At 70.0% G+C, this 24,533-nt stretch carries 20 protein-coding genes and 2 pseudogenes; 16 read left to right on the top strand and 6 right to left on the bottom strand.

The features are described from left to right. Nucleotides 1–92 precede the first annotated feature (92 nt). Nucleotides 93–1,568 carry a class I adenylate-forming enzyme family protein gene (locus EF387_RS15750; RefSeq protein ID WP_128377166.1) on the bottom strand — a complete coding sequence of 492 codons (1,476 nt, stop codon included), beginning with the start codon at nucleotides 1,566–1,568 and terminating at the stop codon, nucleotides 93–95. Nucleotides 1,569–1,749: 181 nt separating this feature from the next. Between EF387_RS15750 and EF387_RS15745 the strand changes: the two genes are divergently transcribed. Then, on the top strand, nucleotides 1,750–2,988 hold the full coding sequence (locus tag EF387_RS15745) for an RsbRD N-terminal domain-containing protein (protein ID WP_128377165.1): 1,239 nt from the start codon (nucleotides 1,750–1,752) through the stop codon (nucleotides 2,986–2,988). A gap of 120 nt (nucleotides 2,989–3,108) precedes the next feature. Then, nucleotides 3,109–4,140 (top strand): cyclase family protein, encoded by a 1,032-nt coding sequence (locus EF387_RS15740; protein ID WP_128377164.1) that lies wholly within the window; start codon nucleotides 3,109–3,111, stop codon nucleotides 4,138–4,140. A 98-nt stretch (nucleotides 4,141–4,238) separates the two neighbouring features. Here EF387_RS15740 and EF387_RS15735 read toward each other — a convergent pair whose 3' ends face one another. Beyond that, complete coding sequence (locus tag EF387_RS15735; protein WP_128377163.1) at nucleotides 4,239–4,760, bottom strand: YcxB family protein; 522 nt, start codon at nucleotides 4,758–4,760, stop codon at nucleotides 4,239–4,241. A gap of 113 nt (nucleotides 4,761–4,873) precedes the next feature. Further along, entirely contained in the window at nucleotides 4,874–5,590 is a 717-nt protein-coding gene (locus EF387_RS15730; protein ID WP_128377162.1) for an NAD(P)-dependent oxidoreductase, read from the bottom strand. Nucleotides 5,591–5,695: 105 nt separating this feature from the next. Between EF387_RS15730 and EF387_RS15725 the strand changes: the two genes are divergently transcribed. Then, nucleotides 5,696–6,394 carry a TetR/AcrR family transcriptional regulator gene (locus EF387_RS15725; protein ID WP_202918275.1) on the top strand — a complete coding sequence of 233 codons (699 nt, stop codon included), beginning with the start codon at nucleotides 5,696–5,698 and terminating at the stop codon, nucleotides 6,392–6,394. Between the two features lie 197 nt (nucleotides 6,395–6,591). Here EF387_RS15725 and EF387_RS15720 read toward each other — a convergent pair whose 3' ends face one another. Beyond that, the gene (locus EF387_RS15720) at nucleotides 6,592–7,692 is read right to left on the bottom strand and encodes a PQQ-dependent sugar dehydrogenase (RefSeq protein WP_128377161.1); all 1,101 of its coding nucleotides are present in this window, start codon (nucleotides 7,690–7,692) and stop codon (nucleotides 6,592–6,594) included. Nucleotides 7,693–8,049: 357 nt separating this feature from the next. Here EF387_RS15720 and pqqA point away from each other — a divergent pair, with 357 nt between their 5' ends. The 12 genes from pqqA (at nucleotide 8,050) to EF387_RS15660 (ending at nucleotide 19,222) form a co-directional block, all read left to right on the top strand. Beyond that, on the top strand, nucleotides 8,050–8,184 hold the full coding sequence (gene pqqA / locus EF387_RS15715; RefSeq protein WP_128377160.1) for a pyrroloquinoline quinone precursor peptide PqqA: 135 nt from the start codon (nucleotides 8,050–8,052) through the stop codon (nucleotides 8,182–8,184). Nucleotides 8,185–8,193: 9 nt separating this feature from the next. Further along, nucleotides 8,194–9,138 (top strand): pyrroloquinoline quinone biosynthesis protein PqqB, encoded by a 945-nt coding sequence (gene pqqB / locus EF387_RS15710; protein ID WP_128377159.1) that lies wholly within the window; start codon nucleotides 8,194–8,196, stop codon nucleotides 9,136–9,138. After that, complete coding sequence (gene pqqC / locus EF387_RS15705) at nucleotides 9,135–9,845, top strand: pyrroloquinoline-quinone synthase PqqC (protein WP_128377158.1); 711 nt, start codon at nucleotides 9,135–9,137, stop codon at nucleotides 9,843–9,845. The genes pqqB and pqqC overlap by 4 nt, the downstream gene beginning before the upstream one ends. Then, the gene (gene pqqD / locus EF387_RS15700; protein WP_238431536.1) at nucleotides 9,842–10,099 is read left to right on the top strand and encodes a pyrroloquinoline quinone biosynthesis peptide chaperone PqqD; all 258 of its coding nucleotides are present in this window, start codon (nucleotides 9,842–9,844) and stop codon (nucleotides 10,097–10,099) included. The genes pqqC and pqqD overlap by 4 nt, the downstream gene beginning before the upstream one ends. After that, nucleotides 10,096–11,274 carry a pyrroloquinoline quinone biosynthesis protein PqqE gene (gene pqqE / locus EF387_RS15695; protein ID WP_128377156.1) on the top strand — a complete coding sequence of 393 codons (1,179 nt, stop codon included), beginning with the start codon at nucleotides 10,096–10,098 and terminating at the stop codon, nucleotides 11,272–11,274. Before pqqD ends, pqqE begins: the two co-directional genes overlap by 4 nt. Next, nucleotides 11,271–12,512 carry an amino acid ABC transporter substrate-binding protein gene (locus EF387_RS15690; protein WP_128377155.1) on the top strand — a complete coding sequence of 414 codons (1,242 nt, stop codon included), beginning with the start codon at nucleotides 11,271–11,273 and terminating at the stop codon, nucleotides 12,510–12,512. Before pqqE ends, EF387_RS15690 begins: the two co-directional genes overlap by 4 nt. A 7-nt stretch (nucleotides 12,513–12,519) precedes the next feature. Next, on the top strand, nucleotides 12,520–13,407 hold the full coding sequence (locus EF387_RS15685) for a branched-chain amino acid ABC transporter permease (protein WP_128377154.1): 888 nt from the start codon (nucleotides 12,520–12,522) through the stop codon (nucleotides 13,405–13,407). Next, nucleotides 13,391–14,455, top strand: a complete 1,065-nt coding sequence (locus EF387_RS15680) for a branched-chain amino acid ABC transporter permease (protein ID WP_202918274.1) — start codon at nucleotides 13,391–13,393, stop codon at nucleotides 14,453–14,455. Before EF387_RS15685 ends, EF387_RS15680 begins: the two co-directional genes overlap by 17 nt. Further along, on the top strand, nucleotides 14,436–15,197 hold the full coding sequence (locus tag EF387_RS15675) for an ABC transporter ATP-binding protein (protein ID WP_128377153.1): 762 nt from the start codon (nucleotides 14,436–14,438) through the stop codon (nucleotides 15,195–15,197). The genes EF387_RS15680 and EF387_RS15675 overlap by 20 nt, the downstream gene beginning before the upstream one ends. Continuing rightward, nucleotides 15,187–15,960, top strand: a complete 774-nt coding sequence (locus EF387_RS15670; RefSeq protein WP_128377152.1) for an ABC transporter ATP-binding protein — start codon at nucleotides 15,187–15,189, stop codon at nucleotides 15,958–15,960. The genes EF387_RS15675 and EF387_RS15670 overlap by 11 nt, the downstream gene beginning before the upstream one ends. A 16-nt stretch (nucleotides 15,961–15,976) precedes the next feature. Further along, nucleotides 15,977–17,011, top strand: coding sequence for a LamG domain-containing protein (locus tag EF387_RS15665; RefSeq protein ID WP_238431535.1), 1,035 nt, complete (start codon nucleotides 15,977–15,979; stop codon nucleotides 17,009–17,011). A gap of 120 nt (nucleotides 17,012–17,131) precedes the next feature. Next, nucleotides 17,132–19,222, top strand: a complete 2,091-nt coding sequence (locus tag EF387_RS15660) for a PQQ-dependent sugar dehydrogenase (RefSeq protein ID WP_128377151.1) — start codon at nucleotides 17,132–17,134, stop codon at nucleotides 19,220–19,222. A 150-nt stretch (nucleotides 19,223–19,372) separates the two neighbouring features. Here EF387_RS15660 and EF387_RS15655 read toward each other — a convergent pair whose 3' ends face one another. Together EF387_RS15655 and EF387_RS15650 are read right to left on the bottom strand one after the other, a co-directional pair. Continuing rightward, entirely contained in the window at nucleotides 19,373–20,683 is a 1,311-nt protein-coding gene (locus EF387_RS15655; RefSeq protein WP_128377150.1) for an SGNH/GDSL hydrolase family protein, read from the bottom strand. 4 nt (nucleotides 20,684–20,687) lie between these two features. Next, a pseudogene (locus EF387_RS15650) lies at nucleotides 20,688–20,987 on the bottom strand (glycoside hydrolase family 95-like protein); the annotation flags it as partial. A 240-nt stretch (nucleotides 20,988–21,227) separates the two neighbouring features. Between EF387_RS15650 and EF387_RS15645 the strand changes: the two are divergent. Next, nucleotides 21,228–24,441 (top strand): annotated as a pseudogene (locus EF387_RS15645) (RICIN domain-containing protein). Nucleotides 24,442–24,533 lie beyond the last annotated feature (92 nt).

Here is a 24,533-nt window from a genome sequence, read left to right as displayed (position 1 = left end):
ACTACCTCTCTCATCGGTTTTGGAGCGCGCTGGTCCGGCTCCCGGTAATCACCGGGTGTTCACGAATACTTGGTATTGCGGCGCGCGGACTTTCAGGAATCTGCGACGAGGACTCGGAGCCGCCGTTTGTCGATCTTCCCCACCGGGTTCCGCGGCAGTGCCTCGGTGACGAGGACCGAGACCGGCACCTTGATCCGGGACAGCGAGCCGCGGCAGTGTTCGACGAGTTCCTCGGGGGTGACCGCGACGCCCGGCAGCGGTACGACGTGGGCGACCGGGACTTCGCCGAGCACCGGATGGGGTGAGCCGACGACCGCCGCCTCCAGCACGGCCGGGTGGGCGTGCAGGACGTTCTCGATCTCCTTGGGGTAGATGTTCTCCCCGCCGCGGATGATCATGTCCTTGATCCGGTCGACCAGGACCAGGTAGCCGTCCTCGTCGAAGCGGCCGACGTCGCCGGTGTGCAGCCAGCCGTCGACGACGGTCCTGGCCGTCTCCTCCGGCAGCCCGAGGTAGCCGCGCATCACGTTCGGGCCCCGGACCACGACCTCGCCCACCGCTCCGTCGTCGAGCAGGTGGCCGTCGCCGTCCATCACCGCGACCGACTGTCCGGGCAGCGGCAGTCCGACCGTCCCGGGTTTGCGCGGACCGTTGGGCGGGTTCAGTGTCGAGGCACAGGTGCCCTCGGACAGTCCGTATCCCTCGACGACCGGCACCCCGAACCGGTCCTCGAACCGGGCGATCAGCTCCGCGGGCATGGGCGCGGCCCCGCAGACCACGCGGCGCAGGGACGCGGTGTCCGGACGCACGTCGTCGGGCAGTGACACGAGCCTGGCGTAGATCGCCGGCACCGCGGAGAAGTACGTGGGCCGGGCGCGCTCGACGGCGAAGAGGAACTCCGGCGCCCTGAACCGGCCGGCGATCGTCGTCCGACCGCCGGCCAGCAGCGGCGACAGCACGCTCACCACGATCCCGTTGACGTGGAACAGCGGCAGGACCAGCAGGCTGTGATCGGTGCCGTCCAGTCCCAGGCCATCGATGATCATCCGGCACATCGCGGCGACGTTGGCGTGGTCGAGCATCACGCCCTTGGGGCGGCCCGTGGTCCCGCTGGTGTAGATGATCAGGGCGAGACGGTCCGGCACCTGGACGACGGTGCCGGCCTCGTCCTCCGCCGCTTCGGCGGACAGGGCGGACAGGGCGGACAGGGCGGACACGTCGAGGGTCGGGAACGCGCGTGCGGTGGTGCCGTCGGTGATCACCACCTTCGCCGCGGAATCCTCGATCTGATGGCGCGCCTCCGCATCGGTGAGTTCCGGATTGACGGGCGTGACCGCCGCGCCCAGACGCCAGACTGCGAACATGACGACGACGAGTTCCAGGCGGTTCGGCAGAATCACCGCGACCACGTCATCGGCGCCTATTCCGTGTCCGCGCAGGGCAGCCGCCGCTTTCCGCACCCGCCGCAGAAAAGTCCGGTTGTCCAGCTGCTCGTGATCGTCCGCAATACAGGGACCCATGGGATTCCGGCAGGCCCGGGCGTCCGGCAATTCGGCGATGTGCTGCACGTTTTCCTCACCATCGAGTCGCAGTGACGAATGCGATGAGGAAAAGGTAGGGACGGCGTGCCCGGTCGGCCATGGGCTTGTGCACCAGTGCGGACCCGTGCCTTTGTGCCGCGGTCACAAGGGATCGGCCACCGGTGCACGAAGGGGTCGCGTGGTCGGGGCCGCCCGGTATCGTCCCGGTATGAGCACCGACGTGGACGGAATCGTCCGGGATGTCGCCAAGGCCATCCAGACCGACCTGGACGGCCTCACCACCGAGATGACGTCGATGTTCGTCGAGGTCATCCCGGAGTTCCGGCATGACGACGCCGTCCGTCGGCTGATGATCGCCAGTACCTCGTCGAACCTCGGGGCCATCTGCGACATGCTGGCGCTGAACATCTCCCTGGACGACATCACCGTGCCTCCGGCCGCGGCCGAGTACGCCCGCCGCTTCGCCCAGCACGACCTGTCCCTGGAGGCCCTGCTCCGCGCCTACCGCCTCGGTGAGCACATGTTCGTGCAGTGGGCCATGACCGCCCTGCGGTCTCTCCACCTGCCCACGGACGAGGCCTTGACGACGACGAGCCGGATCGCACTGCTGACGAACAGCTACATCGACCAGGTCATCGAGGGCCTCATCGACATCTACGAGAGCGAGCGCAGACGGTGGGACGCGCGCTCCGACGCGGCACGCGCGGCCCAGGTCCGGGCCGTGCTCGACACCGAGGGTCTCGATCTAGCGTCGGCGGAGCACATGCTGTCGATGTCGCTCCGCGGCTGGCACCTCGCCGCGATCATCTGGACCAGGCCCGGCTCCCCCGACCACACTCGGGCCGAACTCGGTGCCGGTGCGGCGTTGTTGGGCGCTGCCGCCGGAATCGCCCCGCTCACGATCTCCGCCGACGAGCAGACGTACTGGGCGTGGATCTCCTCCACCGGCAGGCCGGTCCTGGACACCGGCCGACTGGAGCGCGAGTTGGGCGGGCATCCGGCGCTCCGGATCACGGTCGGTGACCCGTCCTCCGGCCTCGACGGTTTCCGGCAGACTCTCAGGGACGCACAGCGCGCCCGGGCCGTCGCCGTCAGCGGGGCCGCCCCCGACCGCGCGCTCGTCCTGCACTCCCAGGTCGCGCTGGCGGGCCTGCTGGTGGATCACCTGCCCGATGTCCGGGCCTGGGCCTCCCGCGTCCTCGGTGACCTCATGCGCGACGACGAGGCCACGATCCGGCTGCGCGAGACCGTGCAGGTGTTCCTCGACGCGCGCGGCAGCTTCACCGATGCCGCCGCACGCATGCACGTCCACAAGAACACCGTCCACTACCGCGTCCGCAGGGCCGAGGAAATACTCGGCCACCCGCTCACGGAGAACCGCCTGGACATCGAGGTGGCACTGCTGGCCTGCGCACAGCTGGGACTCGGGCCCGCGGAGGGCCCGTAGCCCAGGCGGCCGGGAGCCGGGGAACGCTGGACCACTTGCCCCGGAGCTTCCGGTACGCCTCACCGGGGAGGGAGCGGCAACGATGTACGTCACCTCCGAGTCATGGAGCGCTGAGCACAGATGACCAGCAGTCCGCAGGCCCGCGACCCGCGGCCTTCTCCCCCGGCCGCCAAGCGTCCCGCCAACCCTCCGGCCAACCCGCCGGCCACTTCCCCCGACGCTCCCGACAACGGGCCCGCGGTCAGCCGCGAGGAGTTCGACACGCTGTTCGCCGCGGTGCGTACCTGGGGCCGCTGGGACGCGGCCGTGGCCGACCGCGGCGCCTGGAACCGGGTCACCCCCGCCCATGTCCAACGGGCCACCGCCCTGGCCCGCACCGGCGTGACGGTGCCCCTGGCCCTGCCCTGGAACACCGTGCCCGGCCCCGACAACGGCAAGCCCGCGCTGCACTACATGTCCGACCTGGGTGACGTGGAGGCACCGGAGCCGTCCTGCCACAAGGACTTCATCGCCGCCGACTACCACGGCAAGGGCGTCAGCCACCTCGACGCGCTCTCCCACATCGCCTACCGCGGGCAGCTCTACGACGGCCGTACCGCGCGCGAGGTCGTCGACGCCGCCGGCGCCCACTTCGGGGCGGTCTCCTCCCTCGGCCCCCTCGTCACCAAGGGCGCCCTGCTCGATCTGCCGGCCGTGCGCGGCACCGGCTGGCTGGAACCCGGCACGGCCGTGCATGCCGACGACGTGCTCGCCGCGGAGAAGGCGCTCGGTGTGACCGTCGGGGACGGCGACGCGGTGCTGCTGCGCTCGGGACACGTCCGCCGCCGCGCCGAACTCGGCGCCTGGAACCCCGACAACGCCAGCGCGGGCTTCCACGTCCACGCCGTACCGCTGTTCGCCGAGCGCGGTATCGCACTGCTGGGCGGCGACGGAGACAGCGATGTGCGGCCCTCGCCGGTCGAGGGACTCCACTCGCCCGTCCACGCCCTCGCGATCACGGCGATGGGTGTGCCGCTGCTGGACAACCTCGACCTCGAAGCGCTCAGCGCCGCCTGCGCGGAAGCGGGCCGCTACGAGTTCCTCCTGGTCGTCGCGCCGCTGAACATCCCCGGCGGCACGGGTTCGCCGGTCAACCCCGTCGCGGTGCTGTGATGGACGGCGGCACGCGGACTGCGACACGTTCCGGGGCCGGCGTCAGCAGCGACTTCCTGGACGCCGACGGCCGAAAGGTGGCCTGGGGGTCAGGGAGGTCAGACGCGGGGCAGATGGTGGCTGAGGAGGGCCAGCAGCCGCTCCGCGTCCTGCGGGGAGTGCAGCCCGCGTTTGGGCAGCACCTCAACGAGCAGGATGTTCGGGTCGCGGCTCAGCAGCACCACGTGGTCGCGGGTCTCGCGGTACCCGCGGAAGACCGACCAGCGCTGCAGGAGCGTCGCGTGCTCGGTTTCGGCCACGATCCCCGTCCCGCTCACGGACGTGCGGTACTGGCCCTGCCAGGAGACTGTGCGCAGCGCGTGGTTGGCCTGGATGTGGGGGATCGACCAGACCCAGGCGGCGCAGAAGACGGCGGTCGCGAACGACAGCGCGGAGCTTTCCGGTGAGGTCACCACGAGCACGGCGCCGGCCCCGAAGAGCGCCGTGAAGCCCCACCGGACCAGGTGGAGGCGCCGACGGCGCTCACGCAGCCGGACGCCCGCGAGGGTGTCGGCGCGCGTCGGCCGGTAGACCAGCTCGACCGTGTCCTGTCTTCCGTCCCGCCCCATGTCCACGACCATGAGACGGGATCGTACTGCCCGTGCCGCTCCCGTGATCAGCTGCGTCAGCCGGTCATGCGGCGGACCGACCGCGGCACCGCCGGCCAGCGGCGGACCGGCCACGGGACTACTGGCTAAGCCTGGCCCTGGGAGCCGCCCGTGTGGGCGAGGGCGCTGGGGGTCTGGCAGCCGACGATCGCCGGGGCCTCCTGGACGAGCGCGTCGTTGGTGAGGGCTTCCACCATGAACAGCGCGAAGTCCACCCGGCGCGTCAGGTCGCTGGCCAGTACCGGGTCGCCCACGTGCCGGCTCCACACGGGCAGGCCCTGGCTCTCGCCCTCCTCCAGGGAGCTGCCGCGCACCACGGTCCACCGGGTGTCGCTCGCGAAGACCCGGCGGCACGCCTCGACCTGGTCGTCGATCTCGACGGCGCGGACGAGTTTGCCCAGCACGGCGGCGATCCGGACGCCCATGGTGAACATCCGCGAGTACTTGTCCTTGCCGTCGCGCGTGATGTGCCAGCCGCAGGAGAAGACCAGGCGCGCGCCCGGCCGTGCGTGGTCGAGCACCGCCTGCGCCGTGCCCGACGCGTACTGCCGCACACCCCAGGGCACCAGCACCGTCAGAACCCCGTCGCACCCGGCGACCGCCCTGCGGATCACCTCCGGGTCGTTGGTGGGTCCGGGGACGACGGTCATCCGGCCTTCGAACGCGGCCAGCTTCGGCACGCTCCGTTCCCTGCACACGCCGACCACCTCGTAGCCGCGTTCCAGCGCGTGCCGGACCATGTACTGGCCGAGCTTCCCCGAAGCGCCGACGATGCAGACCTTTTTCATTTGATCCGTGTCCATGGCGCAGCCCCTTCGTCAGGATGCCAACCTTATGTTGTAAGGCAAGGTAGCCTTATGCTGTAAGGCGGTCAAGAGGAGCGGGCGAGGAGCCAGAAGGAGGGGCGGATGCGCGAGGGAGGCAAGGGCCGCCGGCGCGGGGCGTCGGCGCGCACTCCGCTCAGTCGCGAGCGCGTGATTCGTACGGCGGTGGCGGTGGCGGACGAGAAGGGGGTGGCCGCGCTCACCATGCGGGCCATCGCCGAACCGCTGGGAGTCGAGGCGATGTCGCTCTATCACCACGTGGCGGGCAGGGAGGACATCCTCGACGGCATGGTGGACGCGGTGTTCGGCGAGATCGACCTGCCGCCGCGCGACACGGACTGGAAAAGGGCCATGCGCCACCGCGCGGACTCCGCCCGTGCCGTCCTGAGGCGCCACCCCTGGGCCATCGGCCTGATGGACTCCCGCTCCCAGCCCGGCCCCGCGACCCTGCGCCACCACGACGCCGTCATCGGGGCGTTGCGGGCCGGAGGATTCTCCGTCCCGATGGCCGCGCACGCCATCTCGCTGATCGACAGCTACCTGTACGGCTTCGTGCTCCAGGAGCTGAGCCTGCCGTTCAAGGGCGCCGCGGAGCTGGAGGAGGTCGCGGGCGCCATCCTGCGCGAGATGCCCGCCGACACCTACCCCCACCTCACCGAGCTGGCGGCCGAGCACGTTCTCAAGCCCGGCTACGACTACGCCGACGAGTTCGAGTTCGGCCTCAATCTCATCCTCGACGCCCTCCACCCGGACGAGACCGGGAGCGCCACGTCGCGGGATTGAGTCTCATTCGTGTTCTTGAGGGAACGTGCTCTTGAGGGAAAGTGCTCTTGAGGGAAAGTGCTCTTGAGGGAAAGTGCTCTTGAGCGAACGCCACCGAGCGGGCGCGCGATCGCGCGCCCGCTCGGTGACCACCTCGCCGGAAACGGCCCCCTCCCCCCTCCCGGCGAGGGACGGTTACGCGGTCCGAGCCCCGGCCGTTACCTGAGGTCCACCTGGAACACCTTGTCCGCGCCGTCCGGCTCGCCTCCGTTGTTGTCGGCGTTGGTCGTGGACAGCCAGAGGGAGTTCTTGCCGGGGACCTGCTCCACCGTGCGCAGCCGGCCGTACTGTCCGACGTAGTAGGAGGCGGGGGTCCCGGCGCTGGTGCCGCTCACCGGGATCCGCCACAACCGCTCGCCGCGCAGGGCCGCCATGTAGATGGCGCCGTCGGCGTAGGCGACCGCGCTCGGGGAGGCCTCGCTGACGGTCCACTGCCGTTTGGGGTTGGTCATTCCGGAGGTGGAGCAGTTGCCCTCGCAGGTCGGCCAGCCGTAGTTCTTGCCGGACTCGATCAGGTTGAGCTCGTCGTACTTGCTGTTGCCGAACTCGGCCTCCCACAGCCTGCCTTGGGCATCCCAGGTGATGCCCTGGGGATTGCGGTGGCCGAGGGAGTAGACGAGCGTGCCGAACGGGTTGCCGGGAGCGGCCTTCCCGTCCGTCGTCATCCGCAGGATCTTGCCGTTGAGGGAGTTCCTGTCCTGGGCGAGGCTGGTGTTCTGTGCGTCACCGGTGGTGGCGTAGAGGTAGCCGTCCGGACCGAACTTGATGCGCCCGCCGTTGTGGTACTTGCTCTTGGCGATACCGGTGACCAGGACCTTGTAACCGCTGAGCGACGTGCCGTCGTACTTCATCCGGACGATGCGGTTGTCGGAGGCCGCCGAGTGCATGAGGTAGACGTAGCGGTCGTTGTTCCAGTTCGGTGAGACCGCTACGCCGAGGAGGCCGCCCTCACCGTTGGTGGTCACGACGTTGGGCACCGTGCCGACCGAGGTCTTGGTGCCGGACTGGGTGAGCTTGAACAGCTTGAAGGAGTCCCGTTCGGTGATGAGCGCCGATCCGTCGGGCAGCCAGCTCAGGCCCCACGGAATGGTCCAGCCGGACGAGACCGTGCGGATGGCCGAGGGGACGGAGTCGATGCCGCTGTCGGCTGCGCTGTCGCCGCGGGCCGTGGCGTTTCCGGCGCCGGCCGCCGCGCCGAGCAGACCGGCGGTCAGTGCCGCCGCGGCTGCGGCCGATGTGATGGTTCGGAATCCGCGCATGGGCGAGCTCCTCGGGTGGGGGGTGTCGGATATCCGTGGCTGGCACGGAATCTGATGAGACGTCAGCTCATTGGAAGGTAGAAGGTAGGACGTATGCAGTGGAGGGTCAAGGGGAGTTAGAGCCAAAGGTTCATACCTTCGGTGCAAGTTCCGACGCCCATCACCCTCTTAACAGGAGAGATGGCAAGTGACCCACGCCCGGCCGACCTTGGGACGTCCAGATTCAGCCAAAGATAGATCGGAGCACTTTTGTGCCGACCCATTGACCCGGCTGGCTCGGCTGGCGATTCTGCAACAGAGCACCACACGCGGCCGCCAGGCACACCGGTATCCCACATCGGAAGGCAGGCACGGCTCATGACCGAATCCGTAACTCAGGCTGAACCTCAGGCACACCCCATGGGCAGCGAGGCTCCGGCCTGGCAGACCCCCGACTACGCGGTCGTCGAGACCGCTCTGGAGGTCACCGCCTACGCCCTGAACAACCGTTAGTCCGCCGCCGTGCTGCTGCAGGTGCTCGGCACTGCGGCGGGCGGAGGCGTACCCCAGTGGAACTGCGCGTGCCCCGGCTGCTCCGGGGCACGCGCTCACCCGCACTGGCGCCGCCGCCACGCCTCACTGGCCGTACAGGCGTCGGAGGACCGCTGGTATCTCGTCAACGCCACCCCCGACATCGGCGACCAGATCGAGAACTGCCCGGCCCTGCACCCCGGCCCCGGTTCACGACGGACCCCGATCGCCGGACTGATCCTGACCGACGCGGAACTCGACCACACCCTCGGTATCGCCCGGCTGCGCGAGGCCGGTGCCGGCGGCCTGGAGTTGCTCGCCACCCGGCCCGTACGCGAGGCACTGCTCACCCGGCTGCGACTGGAGGCCGTCATCGGTCCGTACACCCCGCTCACCTGGCGGGAACCATCTCTCGAAAAACCCGAACCACTCGCCATTGACTCCCCCGGCTCCCCCGATTCCGCTGATGCCCCTGATTGCGCGGTCACGATCAGCGCGATCCCGGTCTCCGCCAAGCGGCCGCGCTACGCGGCGGATCTCCCCGGTTCCGCGGGGGATCCCTGGGTCGTGGCCCTGCTGCTGACCGACCGCGCCACCGGGGCGAAGGCGGTCTACGCCCCCGCGCTGGCCGCCTGGCCCGACGCCCTGCAGTCCGCTGTCGCCGAAGCCGACTGTGTGATCGTCGACGGCACGTTCTGGGACGACGAGGAGCCTCGCCGCACGGGCATCTCCACACGCACCGCGACCGGCATGGGACATCTCCCGATCGACGGGCCGGGCGGCACCGCGGAGCGCCTGGCGCCGCTGAGGGCCCGCTGTCTCTACACCCACCTCAACAACACCAACCCCCTCGTCGATCCGAGCGCACCGCAGCACGAGCAACTGGCCGGCCGGGGCATCGAGGTGGCCGGAGACGGAATGGTGATCCAACTGTGAGCACAGGCATCGGCACGAGTACGGAGGCAGCGTTCGAGGACCGGCTCAGAGCCGTGGCCCGGGACCGCTACCACGACCGCCACCCCTTCAACGTACGCATGCACCAAGGCGAGTTGAGCCCGGACGAGCTGCGCCGCTGGATCCTCAACCGTTTCCACTACCAGCGGCACATCCCCGTGAAGGACGCCCTCGTCCTGGCCAAGCTGGACACCCCGCGGCTCCGCCGCATGTGGCTCCGGCGGATCGAGGACCACGACGGCCGGAGCGAGGGTGAGGGCGGTATCGAGCGGTGGCTGCGACTGGGTGAGGCAGCGGGAATCGACCGCTCCGAGCTGTTGTCCGGCGAGGGAGTGCTGCCCGGCGTAAGGCTGGCCGTGGACGGATACGTCAACTTCTGCCGGCTCCGCTCCCCGCTGGAAGCCGTGGCGGCATCGCTCACCGAGCTGTCCGCACCGGGCATCATGCGCACCCGCATCGCCGCTTTCGAACGCCACTACCGGTGGATCGACCCCGACGGGCTCGCGTACTTCCGCTCCCGCGAGCCCCAGGGGCGCCGGGACAGCGCGGAGGCGCTGGGCCTCGTACTGGACTGGGCGCGCACCGAGGCCGACCAGGAGCGCGCGGTGGGGGCCCTCGCCTTCAAGTGCGACGTGCTGTGGTCGCTGCTGGACGCGATCGACCACGCCGACGGGAAGGAGCGGCCGTGACCGGATGGCGGCCGGCCCTGGCGCGCTCGGTCGTGCTCCGCCACGACCGGGTACGCCGGACGGACCTGCTGGTCCTGCCGGAACGCGTGGTGGTCCTCAGTGGCCGGGCGGCGGACGTCCTGAGGCTGTGCGACGGCCACCGGCAGGTCGGCGAGATCGTCGACGAGTTGGCGGCCCGTTTCCCCGGCGCGCCCGTGGCGGCCGAAGTCCCCCGGTTCCTCGACCGGGTACGCGAGGAGGGCTGGCTGCGATGACCGACCCGTCCGGACCGGACACCTCTCGGCCACTGCCACCGCCCTTACCGCCGCCACCGCCTCCGTGGGCCCTGCTGGCCGAACTCACCCACGCCTGCCCGCTGCACTGCCCCTACTGCTCCAACCCGCTGGAACTCGTGCGCCGTTCCCGGGAACTGTCCGCCGAGGAATGGGAGGACGTACTGCGGCAGGCCGGAGAACTCGGCGTCGTCCATACCCATCTCTCCGGTGGCGAGCCACTGCTCCGGCCCGATCTGGCGGCCATCGTCGGCGCTGCCGAGTCGGCCGGGATCTACACCCAACTGGTCACCAGCGGAGTCGGGTTGAGCGAGCCGAGGATGTCCGAGCTCGCGTCCGCCGGACTGCGCAGCGTCCAACTGTCGGTGCAGCACGCGGACTCGGCGGCGTCCGACCGGATCGCCGGAAGCCGGTCCTACGCGGCCAAGGAGCGGGCCGCCGCCGTCGTACGCGACGCGGGACTGCCGTTGGGCCTCAACGTCGTCCTCCACCGCGACAACCTCGACGCGATCGACGACATCGTGGACCTCGGTGTGGCCTGGGGCGCCGAACGGATCGAGCTGGCCAACGTCCAGTTCTACGGCTGGGCCCTGCGCAACCGCACCACGCTGCTGCCCACCCGTGACCAGTTGTCCCGCGCCCAGGAGACGGTGGAGCGCCGGCGGAAGCAACTGGGGGACAGCACCGAACTGGTGTGGGTGGTGCCGGACTACTTCGACGGGGTGCCGAAGCCGTGCATGGGAGGCTGGGGAGCGGTTTCGCTGACCGTCGCCCCGGACGGCGTCGTCCTGCCGTGCCCCGCGGCGGGCGCCCTGCCCGGGCTGGACGCACCGAACGTACGCGACCGATCCCTGGAGTGGATCTGGAACAGTTCCCCGGCCTTCAACCGCTACCGCGGCACGGACTGGATGAGCGGACCGTGTGGTGAGTGCCCGCGCCGGGAGGCGGACTTCGGCGGCTGCCGCTGTCAGGCCCACGCGCTCACCGGCGACGCCGCCCGCACCGACCCCGCCTGCGCGCTCTCCCCCGACCACGGCCTCGTACGGGCCCTTGCGGAGGCACCGCGCCCCGATCCCGCGTCCGCCGACGCCTCGCGCTACGTCTACCGCGGGCCCGATCGCCACCACACGGATGTCACGAGGGGTGTCAAGCGATGAGCAGAACGCACCGTACTCGCCGTACGCACGGAGGGATCGCCGCCGGAACGCTCGCCCTGGTGCTCGTCACCAGTGGTTGCATCTCCGGGTCCGGGTCCGGTTCCGGGGACTCGGCCGACGATCCCATAGTGATCGGCGTCTCCTTACCGCTCACCGGGGACTTCTCCGAACCCGGCAAGGGCGTCGAACGCGGCTACAAGGCCTGGGCGAAGATCGTCAACGACAACGGCGGACTCCTCGGCCGCAAGGTGGAGTTGAAGATCCTCGACGACCAGTCCAACGCCGACCGCGTCGTCTCCGACTACGAGCAACTGATCGGCCGGGACGAGGTCGATCTGGTCTTCGGGCCGTTCTCCACCCGGCTCGTCGTCCCGTCCGCGCGCGTGGCCGAGGAATACGGGATGCTGTTCGTCGAACCCGCGGGAGCGGCCCCGGAGGTCTTCCAGCAGGGCTTCAAGAACCTCTTCTACGCCGCTCCGGCCGTCGCGAACGACCACTACAACCACCTCGCCGAGTACATCCTGGCCATGCCGGAGGGCGATCGTCCCAAGACGGTCGCGTACGCCGCGATGGACGACCCCTTCGCGCAGGGGACGGCCAACGGGCTGAAGGACAAGCTCGAGAAGGGCGGGGTCAAGACCGTCGCCGACGAGGTCTACCCGCCCAACACCACCGACTTCGGCAACATCGCCGCCAAGATCGCCGACTCGAAGGCCGACATGGTGGTGGGCGGAACCCAGTACCAGGACGGCGTCAACCTGATCGTCGCGCTCCAACAGCTCGACTACCAGCCGAAGATGGCCGCCTTCTCCACCGCACCCACCGAACCGGAGTTCGCGAAGGCCATCGGCAACAAGACCGAAGGCATCCTCGCGCCCACCGGCTACACCCAGAAGGCCGACTACCCGAGCAACAAGGAGTTCGTCGAGAAGTACACCGAGCAGTTCGGCAAGGCCCCCGAGGAGGACGAGGCCAACGCCTACACCACCGGCCAGGTGGTCGCGGCGGCCGTCGAGGCGGCCAAGTGCGCCTCCCAGGACCCCGATTGCCAGAAGAAGCTGGTCGAGTGGCTGCGCGGCAATACCGTGGAGACCGTCGTCGGGCCACTGAAGTGGGACGACAAGGGCCGTCCGCAGAGCGCTCACATGATCCAGCAGTGGGTCGGCGGGCAGATCCAGATCGTGCTCCCCGACGCGCAGAAGGAAGCCGATCTGATCTACCCGAAGCCGAAGTGGTGAGGCCGGCATGCCTTCCGCGAGCCTCGTCTTCCAGAGCGTCGTCCTCGGTGTGCTGCTGGGCGGGCTGTACGCCCTCCTGGCGGCGGGCCTCACCCTCTACTTCGGCGTGATGCGCGTCGTGATGATCGCCCACTCGGCCTTCCTGATCCTCGCCGCGTACCTCGCCTGGTACGCCCACCGGGAGATCGGTGTCGACCCGCTGCTCACCCTGTTCGTCACCGTGCCGCTGTTCTTCGCCGCGGGGGTCGTCATGCAGCGGCTGCTGCTGACCCGCCTGCGCCCGGCGACGCTCACCATGATGTCGGTGCTGCTCACCTTCTCGGTGGCCCTGGTCATCGAGGGGCTGCTCGGGTACGCGTTCAGCGGCACCCAGCGCCGTATCCGGCTCGGCTACAGCTCCGCGTCCATCGAGTTCTTCGGGGCGCGGATCGCGGTGGTCAAGCTGATCGCCTTCGGCATGGCGGCACTCGCCCTGCTCGGGCTGTACGTCCTGATGAAGCGCAGCCGGTTCGGCCAGGCGCTGCGGGCCACCATCCAGCACCCCGACGCGGCCCGGCTGCTCGGTATCGACACCGACCGGATCGCCGGGTACGGCTTCGGGCTCGGCCTCGCCACGGCGGCCGTCGGCGGCACGGCGCTCTCCCTCGACACCACCATCTACCCGTCACTGCACTGGCACTGGATCGGCCCGCTGATGGCCATCATCGTCGTCGGCGGACTGGGCAGCGTACCCGGAGCGGCCATCGCCGCGATGACGCTGGGCATGCTCCAGAGCCTGCTGCAACTGGAACTCTCCACCACGTGGGCGCAGACCGTCTTCTACGTCGCGCTCTTCGCCACCTTGGCCGTCAGGCCCCAGGGATTCTTCGGGGGGCGGCTTGCGCAGCGGTTCTGACACCAGGTGGCTCCGTCTCGGCGTCCTGCTCGTCGCCGTCGCCCTGGCCCTCTCCTTCCCGTCCATGGCCCCGAGCCCCTACGAGATCACCGTGGGCATCGCCATCCTCAACTACGCGGTGCTGTCCACCTCCTGGAACTTCGTCGGCGGCTTCACCGGTTACATCTCCCTCGGCCACGGGGCCTTCGCGGGACTCGGCGCCTACGGGACCGGACTGCTGGTCACCAAGGCCGAACTCCCGCCCTTCGCAGCGCTGTTCGCCGCGGCGGCCGTGGTCGCCGCGCTCGCCGTACCGGTCGGCTACGCGGCGCTGCGGGTGCGCGGCGCCTCCTTCGTCATCGTCTCCATCGCCCTGGTCCTGATCCTGCTGCTGGTCTTCCAGTCCTGGGCGTCCTTGACCGGTGGCTCCCGGGGACTGGTGGTACCGCGGCCGTTCCCCGGCATGCTGCGTTCCGAGCACCACCGCACCTTCTACTTCCTCTTCCTGGCGCTGCTCGCGGTGGCCCTGCTGGTCTGGTGGGTCATCGACCGCTCACGGTTCGGCATGGGGCTGAAGGCGATCCGCGAGGACGAGGACAAGGCCCAGTCCCTGGGCACACCCACCTTCACGTACAAGCTGGTGGTGTTCGTGGTCTCCGCCACCTTCACGGCGCTGGCCGGCGGGCTCTACGCGCTGTGGTTCGGCGATCTCGACCCGGTCTTCCAGTTCTCCATCCTCAGCGGGGCGTACATGGTCCTGATGGCACTGCTCGGGGGCGTCCGCAATCTCTACGGGCCGCTGCTCGGGGCGCTGGTCGTCGGGTACGCCCTGGAATACGCCAAGGTCGAGTTCGGGGACACCCCGCTGCACCTGGTCGTGGCGGGACTGCTCCTCGGTGTCGTCGTGACGTTCATGCCGGACGGGGTCATCCCGGCCGCCACCGCCCTGCTCGGCCGGTTCCGCAGGACCGGCGAGACCTCCATCCGGGAAGTGACCGCCGCGGAACTGCGGGAGCGGCGCGAGGAAAACGACACGACGGAGGTGAGCAGTGAGCGGAGCAGCACCTGAGAGCGAGCCCGAGCCGAGCCTCGCGACCACCGGGCTCACCAAAGCCTTCGGCGGGGTCACCGCGCTCGACTCCGCCACCGTGACCTTCCACCACGGCAAGGTCAACGCCCTGATCGGGCCGAACGGTTCGGGAAAGACGACCTTCTTCAACTGTGTCACCGGGATGATCCGTCCGGACTCCGGCCGCGTCACGTACCGCGGCCGGGACCTCACGGGCAGGCCCCCGCACCGGATCGCCCGTGCCGGCCTCGGGCGCTCCTTCCAGCTCTGCCGGGTCTTCCCCCGGCTGACCGTGCTGGACAACCTCCTCGCCGCCGTCCGGCCACGCGGTCTCACCGGGCAGCTCGGTCGCTCGGGAGGGCGGGAGGAGACCGAGCGGGCCCGTTACTGGCTGACCCGGATGGGCATCGAGCACCTGGAGCACGCGGAGGCCCGCCAGCTCTCCTGGGGACAGCAGAAGCTGCTGGAACTCGCGGGTGTGCTCATGAGCGAGCCGGAGCTGATCCTGCTGGACGAGCCCGCGGGCGGGGTCAACCCGGCGCTCATCGACCGCATTTGTGACCTGGTACGCGAACTCAACGCCGAGGGACGGACGTTCCTGATCGTCGAGCACAACATGGACATGGTCATGAGTCTCAGTGACCACGTCGTCGTGTTCGACCGCGGTCGGCCGATCGCACAGGGCCCGCCCTCGGTCATCCAGTCCGACGAACGAGTCCTCGGGGCATACCTTGGCGTCTGACTCCCACTCCCATTCCGAACCCGGTTCCGGCCCTGCTTTCCTCCTCGAACTCGACGACGTCCGGGCCGGATACGGCCGGGCCGCGCTGGTCCTGCGCGGGCTGACGGTGCGCGTGCCGGCCGGGGCGATCGTCTGCCTCGTCGGACCCAACGGCGCGGGCAAGTCCACCGTCCTGAAGGTCGCCAGCGGGCTGCTCGTCCCCCGCTCGGGCCGGATCCTCGTCGACGGCGAGGACCTCACCGGCCACGGACCGCAACGGATGCTGTCCGCCGGAGTCGCCCATGTCCTCCAGGGGCACAGCGTCTTCCGGGAGATGACGGTCGCCGAGAACGTCCTGCTCGGCGGCTACACCCTGCGGGACAAGGCACTGATCGCCGAACGGGCCGACTTCGTGCGCGCCCTCTTCCCGGTCGTGGCCGAGCGGTGGACGAGTCTGGCCGGGCTGCTCTCCGGCGGCCAGCAGAAGCAGGTGGAGTTCGCTCGTTCGCTGATGGTCAAACCCCGGGTGGTGCTCCTCGACGAGCCGTCGATGGGCCTCGACCCCAAGGCGACCGGTGTGGTCTTCGAGCAGATCGTGCGGATGCGGGACGCGGGAACCGCCGTCCTGCTGGTCGAGCAGAACGCGCGGCGCGCCCTGGAGGCCGCCGACACCGGCTGTGTCCTCGACCTCGGGCGGGTCCATATCGCGGGCCCGGCACGGGAGTTGCTAGCCGACCCGCAGCTCGGCGAGCTGTATCTGGGCGGCCGGCCCGCACGCCGATGACTCCAAGGAGAAGTTCATGCGACGCAAGAGGAACACGGTCACGGCTTTCGCCGCCTTCCTGACCACCCTCGCCACGGTGACCACCCTCACCGTGGCGCCCGCCGAAGCGGGGGGCCGGGTGGCGCCCACCGAGGCCGGGGGCCGGGTGGCGCCCACCGAGGCCGGGGGCCGCCCGGGACTGACCGGCAAGAGCCCCGTGCATCCGGCGCTGTGGCCCCACTTGGCGGCGTACTACGACTTCGAGCACCCCGTGCGCGGCAACCCGGCGAAGGAGCGGGACCTGGGCTTCTCCCGTACCGACATCGACCTCGTGGGCGGCGGGGCCCGGATGCGCACGAAGGACGGGGCGCACCGCGGCAGCCGGACCTCGCTCCAGGTGCGGCAGGTCACCCCGGAGGCCAAGGGCAACGACGACTGGAAGGCGGGCGTGTACGGGCCTTCCGGTGTGCCGACGCTCAGGGCCTTCAACGCGGTGGACGGCATGACCGTCATGGGCTGGTACAAGATGACCGGCCCGAATCCCAGCCCCAACAGCAACTCGGCGTCCCCGGACGACCTTTACGGTGCCGTCGGCCTGGCCGGGGTGCTGTCGGGGGACTCCGACGGCCACGCCGTACGGGGGCTGTTGGAGATCATCGAGGTGAACGGGGAACTGCGGCTGGTCGCCCTCGGCCGGCGCGTCGACGGGGGGAGCTCGCAGACCTTCGCCGCCTCGCAGGACTGGCGGACCCTGCTGCCGGTCGGCGAATGGGTCTTCCTCGCCGCCACCTTCGACTTCGGCACCGGAGCCATGGCGCTGTACCGCAACGGGCAGCGCCTGGACGGCTTCTACACCGTTCCCGGCGACCCCTGGGACCTCTCGGGGCCGGGCCCGCACCGCGCCTCACCGACCGATCCGCGGGGCATCAAGATCGGCGGCAGCTTCCCGCAGAACACAGCCGAGCGCAATCCCTGCGACTGCCGCATGGACAGCCTCATGTTCTTGGACAGCGCGGTGAGCGGCGACCGGATCCGGGCCCAGTACCGGCGGGTGACCGGGACGGGCTGGTGACCGGCACGGGCGGGTGATCAGCGCGGTCCGGCGACCAGCACGGTCCGGTGACCTGTACCGGCCGGTGACCGGCCACTGACGATCCCGGCAACGACGCACGTCGACAAAGGAGTTGCACCCATGGTCCCATCTCCCGATGCCAGACCGAGAGCCCTACTGCTGACCCCCCTCGTCATCCTCGCGCTGTTACTGTCCGCCCTCGTCTCCCTCCCCGGCACGGCGCGCGCCGCCGCCGGCCCGATCACCGATCCCATCCCCGAGCGGCCCGCGGCCTCCGGCATCGGACTGACCGTCGAGGAGTACGCCTCCTTCCCGAAGACCGAGCCGCTGCCCGGTCCGGTCACCGACCCACGGCTGGTGCGGCAGGCCCGCATCAACTACCTCAGCGAACTGCCCGACGGCTCCGGCCGGAAGGCCGTGCCCGACCTCAACGGCAAGCTGTACTTCGTCAAGGACGGCGGCAGCCCGCAGGTCTACCTGGACATCGCCGCCACCTTCTCCCCCGCCTTCTTCGCCAGCAGGGGCCTCGGCCAGGGCTTCGGTTTCGTCACCTTCGACCCCGGCTTCAAGCGCAACGGCCGCTTCTACACCGTCCACACCGAACTGGCCTCCGTCACCACCGCCGTACCCGACTTCCGGCAGCAGGCGGCGAGCGTCTACCACGGCATCATCACCGAGTGGACCGCCGACGACCCCTCGGCCGACACCTTCCGGGGCACCCGCCGCGAGATCCTCCGCATCGGTTTCGCGGGCACCATCCACGGCATCCAGCAGATCGACTTCAACCCCACCGCCGGTCCCCTCGATCGCGACCGCGGTCTGCTCTACGTGGCCGTCGGCGACGGCGGTCAGGGCGTCCGGAACGCCGAACCGCAGGACCTCTCCCTGCCGCACGGCAAGATCCTGCGCATCGACCCGCGCGGCACCAACAGTGCCAACGGCAAGTACGGGATCCCGGCCCGAAACCCGTTCACCGGCACCCCCGGCGCGCTGGGCGAGATCTACGCGTACGGCATGCGCGACCCGCACCGCTTCAGCTGGGACCCCGCCGGCAGCCACCGCATGTACCTCGGTCACATCGGGCAGCACGCCGTGGAGTCCGTCTACGAGGTGCGCGCGGGCGACAACTTCGGCTGGAGCGAACGCGAAGGCGCGTTCGTCTACGACAAGACCGCCGCCAACCCCTGCGACCAGATCCTCCCCCTTCCCGAGGACGACGAGAAGTACGGCTACACGTATCCCGTCGCCGCCTACGATCACGACCCGCCCGCCGACTGGAACTGCACCTCCGACGTCGGCCGGGCCGTCGTCGGCGGCTTCGTCTACCGCGGCCGTGACCTGCCCGAGCTGCGCGGCAAGTATGTCTTCGGCGACATCGTCGACGGCCGTCTGCTCTTCGCCGACACCAAGGACATGCGGCGCGGCAGCAAGAAGCTGGCGCAGTTGTACGACCTGTCGCTGTACGACGCGAGCGGCAAGCGCGTCACCATGCGGGACCTGGCCGGGAACACCCGGGTGGACCTGCACTTCGGGCGGGACGCCAAGGGCGAGTTGTATCTGCTCTCCAAGGCCAACGGGAAGATCTGGAAGGTCACCGGCACCCGGAAGTTCGCCTCCTGCGACACCGACGGCTCCCGGCTCACCCATGTCATGGACGGCAGGAACTGGGCCCCCGTCACCCCGTCCAAGTGGCGGTTCCCGGGCCGCGAGGCCGTCCTCGCCGAGGCCGGAGTCCAGCGCCCCGGGCCGCGCCGCCCCTTCGAGTACGCCGTGCTGACGGCCGGCCCTGAGCAGGGCGACGTGCGGATCGACGCCGAAGTGCGGCTCGACACCCCGGTGGAGATCACCAACCGGGACGTGATCCTCGTCTTCGGGTATCAGTCGGACACGAAGTTCTCCTACGTCCATCTGTCCTCGGACAACACGATCTATCCGCACAACGGCATCTTCGTCGTCAACGACGCGGACCGGGTGCGAATCGACGACCAGTGGAACGGCAGGACGGGCGCCCCGCCGGCCATCACCGACGCCGACTGGCACAAGGTGCGGGTGGTGCGCTGCGCGAGCAACGGCGAGATCGCGGTCTACGTGGACGGCTCGAAGCGGCCTCTGATGACCGCCGTCGACACCACCCTCACCTCGGGAAGGGTGGGCTTCGGGTCGTTCGACAACATCGGGCGGCTGCGAGGCCTGAAGGTCTCCTCGCCTTGATGTCGCCTCCCCTTGATATCCCCTCTCCCTGAGGTCCCCTATCCCTGACGTTTCCTCTCCCTGACGGACGCGGGCGTCTGCGGTTGTCGCCGCATTCGCCCGCTCCGCCGTGGAGCCGTAGAGCCCCGGAGCCGTGCCTGGGAGTCGGGTTCAGGGGGCTCGGCGGTCGCAGGAGAGGTCCTCCAGCCGCACCGAGTCCGCCAATGCCTGCATGCCGGTGTCGTTTGGATGGATGTGATCGCCGTTGTCGAAGAACGGCAGGAGCCGCTCGTGGTCGTAGGGGCTGCGCAGGATGCGGTCGAAGTCGGTCACCGCGTCGAACTCGCCGCCATTGCGGATGAACTCGTTGACCTCCTGCCGTACGGCCTCGGCCTGCGCGTCCCACTCGTACCAGCCCTTGAACGGCCCGACCGTGGCCCCGACCACACACACGCCCGCCGCGTGCGCCCGGTCGATGATCCGGCGGTACCCGGCGATCAGGTCCCCGGCGGTGACCCCGGTGTGGGCCTTGATGTCGTTGACGCCTTCGAAGACGAGGACCGTGCGGACCCCGGGGTGGGCGAGCACGTCGCGCTCGAGTCTGTTCAGGGCGCTCTGCCCGGCTCCGTCGGCGAGAACCTTGTTGCCGGAGATTCCCTCGTTGGCCACTCCCTCGATGCGGGTGTCCGGGTCGGCCCGGAGGCGGCGGGCAAGGTAGTCGGGCCAGCGGCGGTTCTTGTCGGTGCTGGACTGCCAGCCGTCGGTGATGGAGTCGCCCAGGGCGACCACCGCGCCCGTGTCCGAGCGGGTCCGTACAGTGACGGCGTCGAGGTAGAACCAGGAGCCGGTGGTACCGGTCCAGTTGTCGGGGCCCTCCTCCGCGACGTGGTCGCCCGTCGTGGTGTAGGAGGTCTGCATGGCCATGCCGTGACCCGTCGCCGGGCCGCCGGCCTCGGCCGTGTACAGGCTGACCACCAGCGAGGTCGCGGCGGGCAGCCGTCCGGGCAGTGGATCGCTGAGCGCGGTCGCACCGGCCGGCACGGTGACGGTCCGCTCACCGCCGAACGTCAGCCGCCGGTTGCTGCCCCGCACCAGGGCGGCGCCCTCCTTCTGCACGCCCGCGTACGCACGGCCGAACGTCACGGGCCGGTCGCCGAAGGCGTTGGACAGGCGCACGCGCAGGTCGGTGCCGCCGGCGCTGGTCCGCACGACGAGCCGGTAGCTGCGGTCCGCGGCCGCCTCACCCATGCGATCGGCGCTCGCGCCCCAGGTGACGATGTCGTGGGTCGCGGCCGACGCCGCCGCGGCCGTTGCCTGCGTTGCTGCGGTCTCCGTTGCTGCAGTCTCCGTGGGTGCAGTCTCCGTGGGTGCGGTCTTTGTGGGTGCGGTGAACAGGTGCGCCACGGCGGCCGACGCGACGACCGGTACGGCGAGTCTGCGCAGCAGCCGCGGCACGGCCGCCCGAGGAGTGTGACGACGCACCGGTTCACCGCCCCAGGTCGCGCAAGGTCACGGACCGGCCGGGAGACAGGGTGAGCTTCCGTGAGCTCTTCCCGTAGGCCACCGTTGTCGTCCGGCCGCCGACACTCGTCACCGTGACCTCGGTCGGCCTCCCGGCCTTCCAGCTCATGTCGACGGTGAAGCCACCGCGCACCCCCACGCCCGTGATCGATCCGGACGCGGCCCAGGCGCCGGGGAGCGCGGGCAGCAGTTCGACACGGCCGGGACGCGAGTACACCAGCATCTCGATCATCGCGGCGGGTGTGCCGAAGTTGCCGTCGATCTGGTGAGGAAGAGGCGTTCCCTGCCGCCGTCGGGGTTGAGCCCGGGGTACTTGGAGCACGACAAGCGCAAACCACCACACGGTGATCAGCGAGCCCTGCACCCCCCGGATGTATCGGACATGAGGCTGCCCGATGTCTTGACGTGTCCATTTCTGCCGCTCAGCATGCCTTGAGCTCGATTGCTTCTGGTCGGTTCTGTTCGTCTCTGTGTTTTCGCCTCTGTGTTGTGGAAGGGAGTGCCGTTGTCCAGCCGGCATCGCATCATCCGGGCGTTGGCGCCGACGATTCCCCTGGTGCTCGGCGCTGGTCTGGTCGCCGCGCCCGCCGCCACGCCCGCCGCCGCTGACGCGCCGCCGCAGCGCGGTCACGGTGCGGATCGATCCGTCCTACCGCCAGCAGGAGTTCGAGGGATGGGGGACGAGCCTCGTCTGGTTCGCCAACGCCACGGGGCGCTACCCGGACCCCATCCGAAGACGGCTCGTCGACATGCTGTTCGGCGAGGACGGTCTCGGCCTCACCATCGCGCGCTACAACATCGGCGGTGGCAACGCCCCTGATGTCCGCAAGGACTACATGAAGGCGGGCGCGACCATGGAGGGCTTCTGGAAGGCCCCCGAGGGCACCACCCGGCAGGACATGGACTGGTGGGACCCGAACAACCCGGATCACTGGAACTGGGATGCCGACGCGGGCCAGCGCTGGTGGGTGGACCAGATCAAGAAGAAGGTCACCCGCTGGGAGGCGTTCAGCAACTCGCCGCCGTGGTTCCAGACGGTCAGCGGTTATGTCTCCGGCGGCTTCGACTCGAACGCGGACCAGATCCGCACCGACCGCGTCGACGACTTCGCCACCTATCTGGTGCGCGTGACCGAGCAGTTGGAGAAGAGACACCGCATCAGGTTCGACACCATCGCCCCGCTCAACGAGCCCAATACGAACTACTGGGGCACCCAGATCGGAGCGGACGGGCAGCCCACGGGCGGGCGTCAGGAGGGTGCGCACGCCGGGCCGGAGCTCCAGCAGAAAGTGGTCCTCGCGCTCGACAAGGCGCTCGACGGGGCGAAGACCCGCGCCATGATCTCCGCGATGGACGAGACCAACCCGAGCATCTTCACCCAGAACTACAACGCCTACGGCGCTCCCGCACGAGCCGCCGTCGACCAGCTCAACGTGCACACCTACGGCACGAGCATGCGCACCAGCGCACGCGACATCGCCAAGGGCGCGGACGAGAAGCTGTGGATGAGCGAGGTCGAGGGCACCTGGGGCACGGGCACCGACTTCACCGGGATGGAACCGGGGCTCGGGATCGCCACCCGCATGGTCGACGACATGCGTGAACTGGAGCCGTCCGCCTGGGTGTTCTGGCAGCCGGTCGAGGACGCGATCCCCCAGGCCGCGGCCGGCAAGAACTGGGGCAGCATCCACATCCCGTTCAACTGCACGGCCAAGGACACCCTGGAGACCTGCCCGATCCGCACCAACTCGAAGTTCCACACCATCCGTAACTTCACCCACCACATCCGTCCCGGCGATCACTTCGTGAAGGTGGACGATCCGTCCAGCGTCGCCGCGGTGCGGAAGTCCGGCCGCGCGGCGACGGTGGTCCACGTCAACAGCAGTACGTCCGCGCGTTCCGTGACCCTCGATCTCTCGCGCTTCGGCAGGGTCGCGCCACGGGCCACCGTCACGCCCGTGGTGACGAGCACCGACGGAGCCCTCGTACGAGGCAACCCGGTCCGGGTGACCGACCGGTCGGCCACGCTCGTCGTGCCTGCGAAGTCGGTCACGACCTTCCTGGTCGAGGGCGTCAGCGGCGTGGCGAAGGACGCCGCCCTCGTCCGACCGGGCCATGTCTACCGGCTGCAGGGAACGCAGAGCGGCAAGTCGCTCACTCCGTCCGACGACGGCAGCGGCGTCGTCATTCGCACGACCGGTCAGACCGGCGCCCGGGGCGCTGAACAGCTCTGGTCCGTCGAGCAGTTGACGCGCGGCACCGGCAACCGCGAGCGGTACACCATCACCAACGCCAAGACCGGCAAGCGGCTCACGGTGCGCGACAACCAGGCCGTGCTCGAGGAACCGCAGGGGGGCCGGGCCGACGAGGCGGCCCAGTGGATCATGTCGACGACCGGCGACGGCTCATGGACGTTCGTCAACGCCGCCACCGGCCGCCTCGTCGATGTCACCGGGCAGTCCTCCGCGGACGGCGCCAAGGTCTCCACGTACACCCCGACCTCGGCGGCGAACCAGCGCTGGACCGTGACCGACGAAACGGTGCTGCGCACCGACACGGTCGAGGCGTTCACCGTCCCCGGTCTGCCGCCCAGGCTCCCGGAGACGGTGACGCCGGTGTTCCGGGACGGCGCCCGCGGCTCCCTCCCCGTGGTGTGGACGCTCCCGCCGGACCGGAAGTGGCGCGAACCCGGGACGGTACGCGTCACGGGCAGCGCCACGGACCCCCTCGGGCGGAAGATCCCCGCGAAGGCGGTCGTCACCGTCGACACGATCGCCTCGACCCTCCCGGGCCGGGCCAAGACCTACCCGGGCGGGAAGCCCGAACTCCCGGCCGTCGTCGTCGGCGTCGGCAGGGACGGCGGCAGGGCCGACCTCCCGGTGGCCTGGGAGCCGGCACCTGACGGGGCGTTCGACACCACCGGCGTGGTGACGCTGCGCGGCGCCGCACGGGTCGTCGACGGCAGCACCGTCGACGCGGCCGTACGGGTCCAGGTCACCGAACCGGTGGAGACCAACATCGCGCCGGACGACGGGGCCTCGGTCGGCGCGACGTTCACCGAGAGCGGGTACTCCGCGGAACGCCTGCGCAACGGCGACCTGTCCGAGAAGGCCTGGTCCAACTGGAAACCGGGGAACACGAAGAACCCGTCCGACACCGTCACCTTCACGCTGCCGGCGGCGCGCGACCTGAGCCGGGTCGTGGCGCACTTCCACCGGGACGGGACCAACGTCTCCTTCCCCGTGACTCTGAAGGTGCAGGTGCGGACGGCCGGCGACGGTCCGTGGGCCGACGCGAGCGACGACATCCCGGTCGGGACCGAGGGCACACCCGTGGTCGACGTACCGCTGAAGGCGGGACCGGCGACCGCAGTGCGGGTGGTCATGACCGCACGTCCGGGCGGCTACATCACGATGAGCGAGATCGAGGTGCACGCCAAGGCCCCCGGCGTCTCCTCGGACGCCGCCGCCGCGTCGATCGAGGTGGCCGGGGTCCCCGTGGCGCCCTTCGACCCCGACACGACCGAGTACCGGGTGAGCACCGCCGACCCGAAGCGGAGCACGGTCACGGCGACCGCACGCGACCCCTACGCGAGCGTGGTGGTCGACAGGGCCGGAGCCGGCGGGCCCGGTCGGGCGTCGGCCGTCGTTTCGGTGACCAGTGAGGACGGGACACGGACACGGAAGTACCGGATCGAGCTCGTACGCGGGAACCGGTGACGTCCGGGGGGCGTTTCGGCCGATTCGCACGGCGGCGCGAAGTGCTCACGTCCGTACATTGACCTCTTCCGCGTACTGCCCGACGGTGGTCC

The organism is Streptomyces cavernae, assembly GCF_004023625.1.
Classification (GTDB): domain Bacteria; phylum Actinomycetota; class Actinomycetes; order Streptomycetales; family Streptomycetaceae; genus Streptomyces; species Streptomyces cavernae.
The sequence above is the reverse complement of the archived record's forward strand: the minus strand, read 5'-3'. Positions and strand labels throughout refer to the sequence as shown.